Source organism: Nocardioides sp. (assembly GCF_030019515.1).
Lineage (GTDB): Bacteria > Actinomycetota > Actinomycetes > Propionibacteriales > Nocardioidaceae > Nocardioides.
Genome location: NZ_JASEEQ010000026.1, coordinates 16,798 through 30,125, shown reverse-complemented (window position 1 = coordinate 30,125; position 13,328 = coordinate 16,798). Strand labels below are relative to the sequence as shown.

Below are 13,328 nucleotides of genomic sequence, written 5' to 3'. Positions count from 1 at the left end.
TGCACGAATAGTGCCGCCGGGAGGTTCACCCCCGGATAACGCCCGGCCCGAGCAGCACGACGTTGCGGCCCTCGGTCAGGAACCCGCCCGATGCCAGCGCGCCGACCTGTGGGCGGACGCCCGGTTGGGCGTCGAAGTCGAAGTCCTCCAGCGTCTTCACACCACCGAACCCGGCGGCGCGGATCCGTAGCTGTGCACCTGAGGCGTTGCGGGCGCTGACTTCGCGTTCCAGGACGGCAGCGAGGTAGTCCTCGTGGGTCCAGCCGGCGTCGCGGGCCTGGTCGGCCAGCTGGGCGGCGGCCTCGGTGATCCGAGGGGCTTTGAGCGCACCGGCCAGGTAGGTGATCTGCTTGACGGCCTCGGTGCTCGCGGCCTTCGCCTTGCTCGGTGTCGTGGCCATCAGCTGATCCCTTCGCCCAGACCGAACGCACGGTCGTAGTCGGCCAGGTCCCGGACCAGGTCGTCGCCAGCCACGACACCTGTGCGGGGTTGTTGGAACTGCTTGCGTAGCCGGGCGGCTGTCTCGACGTGTGCCGGGTCGGTGATCGTCATCCCTCGCGCCCACACACGCCGGTGCTCGGCGATCACGCGACCCTCCAGCCGGACCCGAACACGCTCGAGGTCAGCAGCGACGTCGACCATCCGGCCGATGACCTGCGGGTCGACGGAGTAGTCGCAGGTGTCGAGGCGGACGTAGTAGTCGCGGCCCGGCCGGATCTTGTTGCGCCACCCCAGGTGCAACGGGATCGGTGGCAGCGGCAACATCGCGGCCCGATCGGCATCGATCAGCTCGGTCGGCGTGGCCTTGATCGTGCGGACCACCCTGGCGTTCGCCTTGCCCAGCCAGTCGGTGAACTGGGTGTTGAAGTCGGCCGGTGAGCTGAACGTCCGACCGGGCATGAAGGAGGTCTCGAACCAGCCGTTGCGACGCTCCACCACGCCCTTGGACTCCGGGTCCCGCGGTGGCAACAACACCAGCTTGGTCGCCAAGGTGCCCATGAACGCAGCCACTCCCTCGGCGCGACGTGGGCCACGACCGATGCCGGGCTCGTTGTCCCAGATCAGCCGACGCGGGACCCGACCGAGTTGCTGGATCAGCTCCCACGAGCCCAGGAGCAGGTCCTCGGTCTTCCTCGTCGGGATCATCCGGGCGGTCATGAACCGCGAGTGCGCTGCGGTGATCACCAGCACCGGCAACAGCTTCGTGGTGCCGTCCTCGAGCGTGATCTTCCTGGGTGGGAACCACAGATCGCACTGTGCCGCGTCACCAGCGGTCCAGGTGATCCGACCCGCGGGGTCAACGGGGCGGTGCTCGGGACGCAGCCGACGCACGTTGTCGCTGAACCATCGGATCGAGCCAGTCCAGCCCACCCGCTCGGCCAGCACCGTGGCCGGCATGTCCGGCGTCTGCTCCAGCAGCGCCCGCACGTGCGGCTCGAACTGCGTGAACGAGGTCGGCCCCGGCGTCCGTACATAGCGCGGCGGCGCATCCGAGTTCACCGCCTTGATGACCGTGGTCCGCGAGATACCCAGCCGCTCAGCGATACGCGACTTCGGCACCCCTTCCGCAGCCAACCTCCTGATCAGCGCCCAGTCCTCCAAAGTGATCACACTCCAATCGTTGAGTGCTCACTTTTCACCGCCGAAACTGTTCAGTTTTCGAGCGCCGCCGACACCTGGTGCCGATCGAATCCTGACCCCCTCGGCACTGTGAGGGAGTGATCATGACTGAGGACTGGGCTGAGATCCGACGGCTGCACAAGTCGGAACAGATGAGCATCTAGGCGATCGTTCGGAAGACGGGGTTGGCCAGGAACACGGTCCGTGCCGCGTTGGCCTCGGACGCGCCACCGAAGTACGAGCGTGACCCGGTGGGCTCGGTGGCCGATGGCTACGAGCCGCGGATCCGGGGTCTGCTGGCGGAGTTCCCCTCGATGCCGGCCACGGTGATCGCGGAACGGATCGGCTGGACGCATTCATCGTCGGTGCTGCGGGCCAAGGTCGCGCAGCTGCGCCCGTTGTACGCCCCTGCTGATCCCGCGGACCGTACGGTCTACGTCGCGGGAGAGATCGTGCAGTGCGACCTGTGGTTCCCCGGCAAGGTCATCCCCGTCGATGTCGACCCTGCGTCCAAGACACCCGGGTGGGTCGGTGGCCGCCCGGCTGTGGACCTGCCGGTCTTGACGATGGTCGCGGCTTTCTCGGGGTTCATCATGGCGGCGTTGTTGCCGACCAGGAAGACCGGTGACCTGATCGCGGGGATGTGGCAGCTGCTCTCCGGGCTTGGCGGGGTCCCGAAGATGCTGGTCTGGGACAACGAGTCCGGCATCGGTCAGCACCACCGTCTGACCCTGGGTGCTCGGTCGTTCGCGGGCACGCTGGGAACCCGGATCTATCAGACCGCGGCACGTGACCCCGAAGCGAAGGGGATCGTGGAACGGGCCAACGGGTTCCTGGAGACCTCCTTCATGCCCGGGCGCGAGTTCGACTCACCAGGCGACTACAACACCCAGCTCGAGGCCTGGTTGCCGCGGGCGAATGCACGGTTGCTGCGCCGCACCGGTGAGCAGCCCGGGCACCGGGTCGCCGCTGATGTCGCGGCGATGGGTGCCCTACCGCCGATGACACCGTCGATCGGGACCACCGTCCGGGTCCGGCTGGGCCGCGACTACTACGTCCGCATCTCCGGGAACGACTACTCGGTCGACCCGAGCGTGATCGGCCGGTTCGTCGATGTCCACGCCAGCCTGGACACCGTCAGGATCACCTGTGCCGAAGCCCTGGTCGGGATCCACCAGCGGTGCTGGTCAAGCCACCAGACGATCACCGACCCCGCCCACGTGGCCACTGCGGCCGGGCTGCGGACCGCGTTCAAGGCCCGCCCTACTGCGATGCGTGGCGCCACTATGCAGCAGGCGACTGGCGTCGGTGCCGCCGTGGCTGTGCGGGCGCTGAGCGACTACGACGACCTCTTCGCCCTCACCCCGACAGTCACCGACGCGGCCGCTGTGGCGGCGCGCGCCCCGCTGGAGATCGTCCGATGACCACGGCAATGGGCAAGGACCTCATCAGTGAGGTCGCGTTCTTGGCACGTGAGCTCAAGACCCCGGTGATCAACGAGACCTTCGCGGTCCTCGGCGACCAGGCCCGCACCGAGGGCTGGTCGCACGAGGAGTACCTCGCCGCCGTCCTGGGTCGTCAGGTCGCCTCGCGGACCGCGAACGGGACCCGGATGCGGATCGCTGCCGCGCACTTCCCCGCGATCAAGACGATCGAGGACTTCACCTTCGACCACATCCCCACCACAGTGCGGGACCTGATCGGATCTCGGAGTAGGCCAGACGGGAGTGGTCATCGACGGCGTGGTGGATGTAGGCGTACCCGCCTGAGCCCGCAGCGCCGGCGCGTGCGGCCCTGTCGCGTGCCACGCCGGCGCGTCGGTCTTGGGTCGAGCCGCGGCCATGGAAGCGCCAGCCGCCGCCGCCGGCGATCTTGCCGAGCTTCTTGATGTCGACGTGGATCAGGTCGCCCGGTGCGTCGTGGAGGTAGGCGTTGGTGGCCCTGCGGCTCATCTGGGGGCCACGGATCCGGGTGCCGGTGGCGGGGTCGGTCCAGGTCAGGGGCGGGCAGCCGTAGCGGGTCAGGATCTTGTGAACGGTGGAAACCGGCATCCCGAGCCGGTAGGCGATCCGGGCTGGCCCCCAGCGGCGCGGAGACCCGCAGTCCAACCACCCGGCGTTCGACTCGGACCGGGGTCTGACCCGGCGCCCTGCGTGGACGCGAGGACCGGTCGGCCAGCCCGTCGCGACCCTGCTCGCGGTACCGCTGGGCCCAGCGTCGAGCGGTGGTGACCGAGCAGTTCCACCGTTCCGCCGCACGGGGTAGTGGCCAGCCCTGGTCGACGATCAGCTGGGCCAGGCGCAGCCGCCCGATCGGGGTCAGGCAGGCGTTAGCGTGGGACACGAAGACCTCCGGTTGTGAGATGTGGGTGTGTGGTAGCTCCACACCTCACCCGGAGGTCTTCGTCATCGTCCAGCAGGCACGCCGTACCTAACGTCCGTGGTCAGTACACCTAGAGCCCAGCACGCAGGTTGCCCGCGGATTGTCACGGCAGCCGGGGAAGCCCGCGTGGTCTGCTACAACGTACAGCTGTCCTGCGGCTCCCCACCGGTCTTCTCTGCATCGACCGAAACAGTGACCTTCACCTTGCCGTCCTCGACGACTCCGAAGTACCCGGGCGTCTCTGCCTGGTTGTCCTCCGGCCGGAAACTGGTCTCCCCGAATACAGAATCGAACGTCAGGCCGCTCAACGCCTCCTGCAACTCGACACCCTCGACGGATCCGGCCTCGCGGACCGCGGCGAACACCGCCTGGAAGCCAGCGTATGTGTCACCCTGGAAGTTTGACGGAGGCTGCGGGTGGTCCTGGTTCCAGGCGTCGACGAACTCCTTGTTCTGCTCGGTGTCGATTGCGAAGTTGTAGCCCAGGACGCCGAAGACCCCGTTCCCCTCCTGGCCGAGGGCGGCCACGTTCGACTCGGTCATGTTCGCTCCGCCGCCGATCTCGCCCATGTAGCCGAACTGCCGGAGCTGCTTAACGAACTGCGTGAAGCCCGGTCCCGCCATCGCGGTCCAGACCGCGTCCGGCTGCTCTTCCACGATGGGGGAGATGACCGAGGCGAAGTCACTGGTCGTCAAGGGCGTGAACAACTGGGCCTTGACCTCGTCACCATGCGCCTTCGCGAGTTCGGCGAACTCGTCGGTGGCCGTGTGTCCCCACTCATAGTCGTAACCAACAGTCACCCAACTGCGGCTGGGCTCATCCGCCATCCAGGCCTCAATGACGGCGCCAGACATGTCGTCGTTCTTATTCACGCGAAAGCTGAACGGGTTGCAGTCCGCGCCGGTCAGCGAGGGGCTGCTGCTGATCGTGTTCATCAGCACCACCTCGTTCTGCACAGCGACGGCCGACACCGCGAGCGAGACCGCCGACGAGAGCGTGCCAATGAGCACACTGACGTCCTCCTTGCCGATGAGCCGCTCAGCCGCTCTTGTGCCCACCTCCGGATTGAGCTGGTCATCCTCGACGAACAACTCAACGGGACGGCCATCGACACCGCCGTCCTCATTGATCTTCTTCTCGACCCATTCCGCCAGTTCAACGATTTCCTGGCCGATAGGCGCATAGGCGCCAGTCGGGCTGGTGATGACGCCGATACGCAGCGGCGATGCTTCGCCTGGGGGGCTTGCGTTGTCGGAGCCGCAGCCGACTAGGCCTGCCACGGCTACGGCTACGATGATAACAACTATGGCTTTCTTCATGACAGGGGCTCCTTAAGCCTCTAGGGGGACTGTGTAGTCATGGGCGTTCAGCGGAACGCGTCGGTGGTAGCGGCTCGCTCGCCTCGGTGGGATCGAGGGACATGAACTTCTCGAGCGTCGCGACGTCCGCGTCGTCCCCGGCCAAGTCTGCGACGACGGCGCCCTTCTCGATCACTGAGAAACGGTCGGCGAGCGAACGGGCAAAGGTCAGATTCTGCTCGGCGAGGACGACGGCGACACCGTCGTCCCGCATCCGCCGAATCGGCTCGCGCAGGGCGTCGACAGCGAGCGGCGCGAGCCCCTCTGTCGGCTCGTCCAGCAAGACGCACTCGGGGTTGAGAACGAGGGCGCGCGCGATGGCCAGAAGCTGCTGCTCTCCGCCGCTGAGTGCGGTCGCCGGCACGGACGCGCGCTCCTTCAGCCGCGGAAACAGTTCGAGCACAGATCGCCGGTCCCAGCGCCCGCTCCTGCCCGCGTTCACAGCCAGGTCGAGGTTCTCCATAGTCGTCAACCCCGGGACGATGCCGCGCCCCTGCGGCACAAGTGCCATCCCAGCGCGCGCGATCTTGTGCGTCGGCCACCCAGTGACGTCCGTGCCTCGTAGCGCCACGCGCCCGCCGCCCATCGTCATCAGCCCGAACGCCGCTCGCAGAGCGCTGGTCTTGCCGGCCCCGTTCCTGCCCACGAGCGCCAGACAAGTCCCGGCCTCCGCAGCGAACGTGACGCCATGGAGCACGACCGTGTTCCTGTAGGCCGCCTTCACCTCTGTCATCTGCAGCACAGCAGTCATGACGCCGCCTCCGCCCCGAGGTAGACAGAGCGCACGACCGCGTCCTTACGGATCGACGGGACGTCCCCGCAGGCAACGACGCCACCGAGGTGGAGGACAGTGATCTCATCGCAGAGCGCGAAGACCATGTCCATGTCGTGCTCGATGAGCAGCATACTGAGCTTGAACTCGTCGACCAGGCCCCTGAGCAACGTCGCCAGCTCGGCCGACTCATCAGCGGACAGGCCCGCCGCCGGCTCGTCCAGCACAAGCAGCCGCTTGGCCACACCCGCGGCCATAGCCACGTCTACCCGGCGCTGGAGGCCGTAGGGCAGCTGCGAGGCAGGGGACCCGGCGACATCGGTGAGCTGGAACAGCTCAAGGAGCTCCTTGGCTCGCCTCTCGCTGCGGGCCGACAGAAGGACCTGCTGGGCGACCGAGAGCTCTGGAAAGATCGAGATGCGCTGGAACGATCTGCCGATCCCAGCCCGCGTCCTCCGGAGCCCACTCCAGTTGGTGATGGCCCGTCCGTGGAGGTAGACCTTGCCCGAGGAGGGCGGTGTGCGACCGGTGATGATGTCGACCAACGTCGTCTTGCCGGCACCGTTTGGCCCGATGAGGCCGTGGACACGGGACTGCGGCACGGCCAACTCGACGCCGGTCAGGGCGTTGAAGCCGCCGTACCTCTTGCGCACATCATGCACTTCAAGCAGCACGCCTGATCCACCTCCAAGCGCGGGTGGCGCCCTCTGAGATGCCACCAGGGAAGAACACCAAGACCGCGATCAGAAGCAGGCCGAGGACTGTCGGCCAGCGCTCGCTGAATCCGGTTACGACCTCTTCGAGGGCGACCAGGACAACGGCGCCGACGGCTGGTCCGAGAGTCGTCCCGATCCCTCCGATGAGGGACTGGATAAGGAACTCGCCCGACGTGCTCCAGTGCAAGGCCTCAGGAGCGATGAAACCGCGGTGCAGGACGTGCAGGATCCCGGCCGCGCCGGCGAGGAGGGCCGTGAACGCGAAGGCTAGGATGCGCGGCGTGTTGACGCTGAGCCCGATATAGGGCGCACGGTCCGCGTTCTCCCGCATGGCCTCGAGGATGAGCCCGAATCGGCTGCGCCGGATGAGTATGATTCCTGCCAGGGCGAGCAGGAGGGTCAACCAGGCAACCGGCCACATGATCCGGGGATCCTGCAGTTCACTCAGGGACACCCCCAACAGCTCCGTCGAGTACGGAAGGCGTACCCCGTCCTGCCCGCCCGCGTGCTCGCGCAACCGCGTGGAGGTCATCCAGACGAGGGCGGCCTGTCCGAAGACCAAGGTCAGCATCGCGAAACCGATCCCGGACAAGCGCACGGACAGCGCGCCCACCACCAGGCCGAGGACCACGGCCGCAAGAAGCGCCAAGCCGATCGCGAGCAGCAGGGGCAGAGCCCACGAGCGCACCGAGATGCCGACTAGGTATCCGGCGGACCCGAAGAACAAGGCATGCCCGAGGCTGAGCAGACCGGTCTGGCGCAGCAGAAAGCCCACAGCCAGCGCCCCCAGGCTTGTGATGACCGCATCGGTTAAGAGCTTGATGTTGTACTCATCGATCCCAAGCAGCGGCACCAGAAATCCGAGAGCAGCCAGAATGATGACGACAACCGGAGTTGACCACCGCGTCCGCGGCCTGCCTTGTCGTTCAGCGGAGGTGTCGCCGACGGAGCGGTGGCTGCGGACTCCCCGCATTGTCGTCACGCGCGCTCCCCGGCGAGTCCGTGCGGCCGGATGATCAAAATCATCGCCACGACGATGTACGGCGCCAGCGTGGCGTAGGAGCCGAGGTACGCATTCGCCGAGGTGGTGACCATACCAATGACTAGGGCTGCCACCATGGCACCGGGCATGCTCGCCAGTCCGCCGACCACGATGACGATGAAGGACTCGACCAAGACAGTTGCGCCCATGTCCGGCGTCACCGTGAACAGCGGTGCAGCCAGAACCCCGGCCAAGCCTGCGAGCCCTACGGCGAGGGCGACGACGAGCGTCTGCACCGCCGATACGTTGACACCGTGGATCGCCGCGATGTCGGGGGCGGCGCTCGCTGTGCGGATGCGGAGGCCGAAGCTGGTACGTCGGAGCAGGAGGATGAGCGCGAGTCCGGTCAGCAAGCCGGTAGCGGCGATGAACAGCCGGTAGACCGGATAGGTGGAGCCGGCGAGACCGACGGTTCCGGCCAGCGCAGCAGGCGGGTTGAGTAGGAGCTGGTCGCTCCCCCAGATCCAGCGGAAGGCGTCGGTGAGCACCAACCCGAGCCCGAAGGTGAGCAGAACCAGCGTAATCCGCGGACGTCCGTCGAGCGGCCTGAGGATGAAGCGGTCCAGTGCGGCGCCGATACCTGCGGCGACCAGCGGCGCCAGCACGAGTGCGATCCAATAGTTGCTCTGCTGAGCGATCGAGTAGCCGAGGTAGGCGCCCAGGGCGTAGAGCGCGCCGTGGGCGAAGTTGACCACTCCACGCAGCCCGAACATCAGAGCCAGACCGACGGCAGTGCTGAGCAGGAGCGCTCCGTACGTCAAGCCGTTAAGCAGCTGGATCGCCATGTCACCACCCCAAACTTCCTCGTCTGACGGCCCCCGATGCCAGCGCCTTGAACTGTGACCGGGACCATAGAGCGTAATCATAGCACTCATTACGCTTTGCGCCAGCACGGCAGGCTGCCGATCCGCTAGCACGCCCGATCAGAACCTCAAACCGAGAGCTGCTCGTGCCGGCGACAAGCACAGCGTTTGCCTATCGGTTATAAGGATAATACGGTACCCACGAGACAGAATTTGGCTAAGGAGATGGGCTATGGGGATTCTCAATCGAGCCAGCGGGCGGCACGACTCAGCGGCCGGTCACCGGCTCCGCGACCCGGCCATGCGGTGCCACTGGTGCATTTCTGAGCAGTTCGACCAGGAGTTGAGCACCATCCCGACGAGCTGGCGATCGTGAACTTCGTAGACACATATGCCAACCTGCGGGAGCCCAGGGGGTGTCACCTTGTTGGTGCAGCCGCCGGTTCGCGATCTCATGGCGGGCGGGGGGCAGGCGCAGTGCCTGCTGGTTCGCGGCACCCGGTCAGCCTTCCGCGTCACTTCGTCGACTCCGTGGTAACCAAGCAGTGCGTAGCGTCGTTGGTCGGTCGCACGCTAGGGCGCCGAGGCGCTTGCCGCTTGCCGCTTCCGCTTGCCGCCCAGCCTGCTCGTCGGAGCGGCGGCAGAGGCAGCACGTGCGTGCGCGGACGTCGCGATGACGCCTAACGTGCCGGCCGCCGTGGATGCGTCGACGGCGTCGCCGTATGCGAGGCTCGACGTGGGCGACGCCCAGATCGCTTACCGCGTGGTGGGCAGGGGTGATAGCGTCGTCCTCGTCCACTCTGGCACAGGCTCAGGCGAGTTCGACTGGCGGTACCAGATTCAAGTGCTGGCCCAGCACTACCGTGTCGTCCTGCTCGACCTCCGCGGCCATGCGCGCAGTTCCGACGGGCACATCAGCCTCGAGACGCTCACAGCCGACATCGATGCCGTCTGCCGGCATGTCGACGCGTATCCGAGCCACTTTTTGGCTGCCAGCCACGGGACCCTCCCGGTCCTGCGCCTGGCCATGGAAGCCCCGGGCCGGGCGCGCTCTGTGGCCATAGTCGGATCCGTCTGGCGGCACGACCACTTGACCGCGGACGATGACGAGGATCTGTTCACGCGTTGGCCACAGGCCCTGCGCCGGCTGCACGACCAGCACGGACCTGGCCACTGGGCTGATCTGTTGCGCAGACTCATCGAGGACCGCCGTACGAACGTCGGGTTCACGGAGGACGACTTCCGGCGTCTGCAGTGCCCGCTCCTGGTCGCGCAGGGCCATCGGGACGAGTTCGTGGAAGTCGCGATGAGCACGCAGGCGGCGACTTGGGGACGCGGCGAGCTGCTCGTGCTGCCCGCGGCGGGCCACGCGCCGCACATCGAGGCCCCGGAGCTGTTCAACCTCGCCTATGTGGAGTTTCTCCGTCGGGTCGAAGCCGAAGCCCGAACCTTTGTCGGTCCGCCGTCGGGTGTGAGCGGCGACGAACGCGGACAATTGGATCCCGATCACGACGAGCAGGATCAGCCAGGAGTGTCAGATTCCTGACGGGTCAGTCGGCGATCGTGACAGGTGCTGTAAGCGGCATCGGGCGCGAGACGGGGCGCCTCTTCCGCGCCGCTGGCGCACGGAAGTCGTCGCGAACTTCAATCACCACGCGTTCCTGGTCCGGATGCACCTGGGTCCGATCGACCAACACACCGCTGCCATCGAGCAGCTCAGCGGACGGCCCGTCGTCGGTGGTTACCCCGTGACGAGCGCGCGGTTAATGGGGTCGGCGAAATCATGGCTTCTCCTTTAGCGTGCGGTCATGCGCAGGGCTCCGTCGAGGCGGATGACCTCGCCGTTGATCATCTGGTTTTCGATGATGTGCACAGCGAGGGCGGCGAACTCCGAGGGGTCTCCGAGCCGTGCGGGGAACGGCACCTGCTGGCCCAGCGACTCCCGGGCGGCCACGGGCAGCACGCCCATCATCGGTGTGAGGAACAGTCCCGGTGCGATGGTCGTCACCCGGATCCCGTAGCGAGCGAGCTCGCGGGCGAGCGGGAGGGTCATCGCCACCACTCCGCCCTTGGACGCCGCGTAGGCGGCTTGGCCCATCTGGCCATCGAAAGCTGCCGCCGAGGCGGTGTTGACGATGACACCACGTTCGCCGCTCGGGCCCGGCTCGGCGCCACGCATCGCGGCGGCTGCGAGCCGGATCACGTTGAAGGTGCCGGCCAGATTGACCTCGAGGACCTTCAAGAACACCTCGAGAGGGTGCGGGCCGCTCTTGCCGAGCACCTTCTCGGCTACGCTGATGCCGGCGCAGTTGACGACCCCGGACAGCGGTCCCGGCTGCTGAGCGGCGACGTCGACCGCATGCGCCACCGCGTCGGTGTCGGTGACGTCGGTGTCGACGAAGACCGCGCCGACAGGTGCGGTCCCGGCCCGATCCGCGACGACGACGTGAGCGCCTCGCTCGACGAGGGCCTGGGTGGTCGCGCCACCGAGCCCGGACCCGCCTCCGGTCACGAGGAAGGTGCGGTTGTTGATCTCCATGTCGTTGCCCCTCAGGCGATGCGCTCGATGATGGTGGTGTTGGCCATGCCGCCGCCCTCGCAGATGGTGAGTAGACCGTATCGGGCCTCGCGGCGCTCGAGCTCGTGCACGAGCTGGGTGAGGAGGCGGGCGCCGGTTGAGCCGAGAGGGTGACCGATCGCGATTGAACCGCCGTTAACGTTGAGCTGGTCCTCGGGGTAGCCGAACTCCTCGCGCCACAGCAGCGGGACCGGGGCGAAGGCCTCGTTGACCTCGACGAGGTCGATGTCGCCTACGGTGAGGCCTGCCTGGTCCAGGGCCTTCTGACTGGCCGGGAGGATGGCAGTGAACTGGAGCACCGGGTCGTCCGCGGCGACGGCCATGGAGACGATCCGCGCCCGTGGGCGCAGCCCGGCTGCCTCCGCTGCGCCGCGTTCGGCGACCAGGAGGGCGGCCGCGCCGTCGCTCACCTGCGAGGCGTTGCCGGCCGTGATGACGCCGCTTTGGGAGAAGACCGGTCGCAGGGCGGCGACGCGCTCGGGGTCGATGTCGGCCCGGATGCCCTCGTCGCGGGTCACCGGCGCGATCGAGCCGTCCTTGGCCGTGCCCTCGATGGGCACGAGCGCGGAGGCGAAGTGGCCGGCGTCGGTGGCAGCGGCGGCTCGGCGGTGGCTTCGGACACTGAAGTCGTCGAGCTGCTCGCGGGTGAAGCCCCACTTCTCGGCGACGAGCTCCACCGATGGTCCCTGGGCGGGGAGGTTGCTGTCGAAGCGGGCGAGGGCCCGCTCGCCGTACCAGTCTCCCCGGTCGCCACCAGGGACGAAGAGCGGGCCGAGGTCGACCCTCGTCATGGATTCGACACCGGCTCCGATGGCGAAGTCGTACTCCCCGGACTTGATCGCCTGGGCCGCGAAGTGAACGGCCTGCTGGCCGGAGCCGCACTGGCGGTCGAGGGTCGTACCGGGTAGGCCGATCGGTAGGCCGGCGCCGAGCAGGGCGTTGCGGGCGACGTTGCTTGACTGCTCGCCGCGCTGAAGTGCGCAGCCGACGATGACGTCAGACAGACGAGCTGGATCGACGCCAGTGCGCTCGGCGAGGTAAGAGAGGGTGTGCGCGAGCAGGTCCACGGGGTGCCAGTCGCGCAACTGGCCTCCGCGTTTGCCGACCGGTGTGCGGACGGCGTCGACGATGACTGCTTCACGAGTCATGATGTGGCTCCTTTGTGGTGGGTGCGGAAGGTGTTCAGGGCTTGTGGAAACTCGGGCGTGGAGACGTTGGCTACCTGCGCTTCGGCCCGCGCGCCAAGGCGTCGTCGAGGGTTCCGGTTCCAGGTCGCGTCAAGGAGGTGCTTCGTGCTCGCCCGGGCAGGCCGCAGGGAGTGATGGGTCCGATCTGCTCCGCCGCCGGACCGTCGACGTGCTGGCCGAGGAGCGCAAGTTCGCGGCCACTCGCAGCCCGACGAGTCGCAGCAGGACCCAGCTGGCCAGAGGTCGATCGCCAGGCCGACGCAGGGGAACACCTGTGTGAACTGGCCGTCTCGTTGGCGATGACGAAGTCGCAGGCGAGGGCCGGCGCCGATCTGGGACTCAGCGCGTTGCGGCGTTTCGGCCTGGCGAACTCGATCGTGGCGAGCCGGCCACCAAACCTTGAGTCGCAGGGTCTGCGGGGTCACCGGCTCCTTCAGAGTCGAGTCGCTACCCTGCGGCCTCGGCGCATCAGGCATCGAGCTTCGCTCGGATGCGGTGCTTAAGGATCTAGCCCGACGGGTTTCGGGGATCTCGTCGACGACGAGCTCGCGAGGCAGCTTGTCGCTACTGAGATGCCGAGTTCCATAGTCCCGCAGATTCTCGAGCGTGATCGTGGCCCCCTCCCGCGGCACGACGATCGCGACGTTCTCGCCGTACTTCTCCGAGTAGCCGTTGCGTCCGCCGGTGATAATCACGTCCTTCAGCCGGTCGACGATCGTCATGTGCCCGTCCTCATCGTTGGTGGCGAGGTCACCGGTGTTGCACCCAGTCATCTCGGACGATGTCCGCGGTCGCTTCGGGCTGTCCCCCTCAAGGTCCTCGTCCTCGGCGTACACGGCGCAGAGCGCGCTCGATTGTGCCCCGAGGCTC

The 13,328-nt window shown here is 67.3% G+C and carries 11 protein-coding genes and 3 pseudogenes; 3 read left to right on the top strand and 11 right to left on the bottom strand.

Annotated features, from left to right (window positions below; genetic code table 11):
• Positions 1 to 25: 25 nt before the first annotated feature.
• On the bottom strand, positions 26 to 400 hold the full coding sequence (locus QMC84_RS21970) for an ATP-binding protein (protein ID WP_300378724.1): 375 nt from the start codon (positions 398 to 400) through the stop codon (positions 26 to 28).
• Complete coding sequence (istA, locus tag QMC84_RS21965; protein ID WP_300378722.1) at positions 400 to 1,611, bottom strand: IS21 family transposase; 1,212 nt, start codon at positions 1,609 to 1,611, stop codon at positions 400 to 402. Before istA (QMC84_RS21965) ends, QMC84_RS21970 begins: the two co-directional genes overlap by 1 nt.
• 107 nt (positions 1,612 to 1,718) lie before the next feature.
• Here istA (QMC84_RS21965) and istA (QMC84_RS21960) point away from each other — a divergent pair.
• Together istA (QMC84_RS21960) and QMC84_RS22465 are read left to right on the top strand one after the other, a co-directional pair.
• Positions 1,719 to 3,044 (top strand): annotated as a pseudogene (istA, locus tag QMC84_RS21960) (IS21 family transposase).
• Positions 3,041 to 3,238: pseudogene (locus QMC84_RS22465) on the top strand (AAA family ATPase); the annotation flags it as partial. The pseudogenes istA (QMC84_RS21960) and QMC84_RS22465, both read left to right, overlap by 4 nt.
• 85 nt (positions 3,239 to 3,323) lie before the next feature.
• Here the strand turns inward: QMC84_RS22465 and QMC84_RS21955 are convergent.
• The 6 genes and pseudogenes from QMC84_RS21955 to QMC84_RS21930 all read right to left on the bottom strand — a co-directional run.
• Positions 3,324 to 3,963, bottom strand: a pseudogene (locus QMC84_RS21955) (leucine zipper domain-containing protein); the annotation flags it as partial.
• Positions 3,964 to 4,136: 173 nt separating this feature from the next.
• The gene (locus QMC84_RS21950) at positions 4,137 to 5,321 is read right to left on the bottom strand and encodes an ABC transporter substrate-binding protein (protein WP_300378720.1); all 1,185 of its coding nucleotides are present in this window, start codon (positions 5,319 to 5,321) and stop codon (positions 4,137 to 4,139) included.
• Between the two features lie 37 nt (positions 5,322 to 5,358).
• Positions 5,359 to 6,111 (bottom strand): ABC transporter ATP-binding protein, encoded by a 753-nt coding sequence (locus QMC84_RS21945; protein ID WP_300378718.1) that lies wholly within the window; start codon positions 6,109 to 6,111, stop codon positions 5,359 to 5,361.
• A complete protein-coding gene (locus QMC84_RS21940; protein WP_300378716.1) occupies positions 6,108 to 6,806 on the bottom strand; it encodes an ABC transporter ATP-binding protein in 699 nt (232 codons plus the stop codon). The genes QMC84_RS21945 and QMC84_RS21940 overlap by 4 nt, the downstream gene beginning before the upstream one ends.
• Positions 6,796 to 7,701, bottom strand: coding sequence for a branched-chain amino acid ABC transporter permease (locus QMC84_RS21935; protein WP_300378714.1), 906 nt, complete (start codon positions 7,699 to 7,701; stop codon positions 6,796 to 6,798). The genes QMC84_RS21940 and QMC84_RS21935 overlap by 11 nt, the downstream gene beginning before the upstream one ends.
• 125 nt (positions 7,702 to 7,826) lie before the next feature.
• Entirely contained in the window at positions 7,827 to 8,675 is an 849-nt protein-coding gene (locus tag QMC84_RS21930) for a branched-chain amino acid ABC transporter permease (RefSeq protein ID WP_300378712.1), read from the bottom strand.
• 691 nt (positions 8,676 to 9,366) lie between these two features.
• On the opposite strand from QMC84_RS21930, the gene QMC84_RS21925 reads away from it, so the two are divergent.
• On the top strand, positions 9,367 to 10,239 hold the full coding sequence (locus QMC84_RS21925; protein WP_300378710.1) for an alpha/beta hydrolase: 873 nt from the start codon (positions 9,367 to 9,369) through the stop codon (positions 10,237 to 10,239).
• 249 nt (positions 10,240 to 10,488) lie between these two features.
• Here the strand turns inward: QMC84_RS21925 and QMC84_RS21920 are convergent, their stop codons facing one another.
• Genes QMC84_RS21920 through QMC84_RS21910 form a run of 3 tightly spaced genes read right to left on the bottom strand, consistent with a single transcriptional unit; the run spans position 10,489 to position 13,180 of the window.
• The gene (locus tag QMC84_RS21920) at positions 10,489 to 11,232 is read right to left on the bottom strand and encodes an SDR family NAD(P)-dependent oxidoreductase (RefSeq protein WP_300378708.1); all 744 of its coding nucleotides are present in this window, start codon (positions 11,230 to 11,232) and stop codon (positions 10,489 to 10,491) included.
• Positions 11,233 to 11,243: 11 nt separating this feature from the next.
• Positions 11,244 to 12,419 carry a thiolase family protein gene (locus QMC84_RS21915; RefSeq protein WP_300378706.1) on the bottom strand — a complete coding sequence of 392 codons (1,176 nt, stop codon included), beginning with the start codon at positions 12,417 to 12,419 and terminating at the stop codon, positions 11,244 to 11,246.
• Positions 12,416 to 13,180 (bottom strand): hypothetical protein, encoded by a 765-nt coding sequence (locus QMC84_RS21910; protein WP_300378705.1) that lies wholly within the window; start codon positions 13,178 to 13,180, stop codon positions 12,416 to 12,418. Before QMC84_RS21910 ends, QMC84_RS21915 begins: the two co-directional genes overlap by 4 nt.
• Positions 13,181 to 13,328: the final 148 nt, after the last annotated feature.

What these genes read in the sequence shown, in the direction of transcription:
- QMC84_RS21910 (WP_300378705.1), bottom strand. Translation starts at nt 13,180, where the DNA reads ATGACGATCGTCGACCGGCTGAAGGACGTGATTATCACCGGCGGACGC.
- QMC84_RS21925 (WP_300378710.1), top strand. Translation starts at nt 9,367, where the DNA reads ATGACGCCTAACGTGCCGGCCGCCGTGGATGCGTCGACGGCGTCGCCG.
- QMC84_RS21920 (WP_300378708.1), bottom strand. Translation starts at nt 11,232, where the DNA reads ATGGAGATCAACAACCGCACCTTCCTCGTGACCGGAGGCGGGTCCGGG.
- QMC84_RS21915 (WP_300378706.1), bottom strand. Translation starts at nt 12,419, where the DNA reads ATGACTCGTGAAGCAGTCATCGTCGACGCCGTCCGCACACCGGTCGGC.
- QMC84_RS21930 (WP_300378712.1), bottom strand. Translation starts at nt 8,675, where the DNA reads ATGGCGATCCAGCTGCTTAACGGCTTGACGTACGGAGCGCTCCTGCTC.
- QMC84_RS21945 (WP_300378718.1), bottom strand. Translation starts at nt 6,111, where the DNA reads ATGACTGCTGTGCTGCAGATGACAGAGGTGAAGGCGGCCTACAGGAAC.
- QMC84_RS21970 (WP_300378724.1), bottom strand. Translation starts at nt 400, where the DNA reads ATGGCCACGACACCGAGCAAGGCGAAGGCCGCGAGCACCGAGGCCGTC.
- QMC84_RS21950 (WP_300378720.1), bottom strand. Translation starts at nt 5,321, where the DNA reads ATGAAGAAAGCCATAGTTGTTATCATCGTAGCCGTAGCCGTGGCAGGC.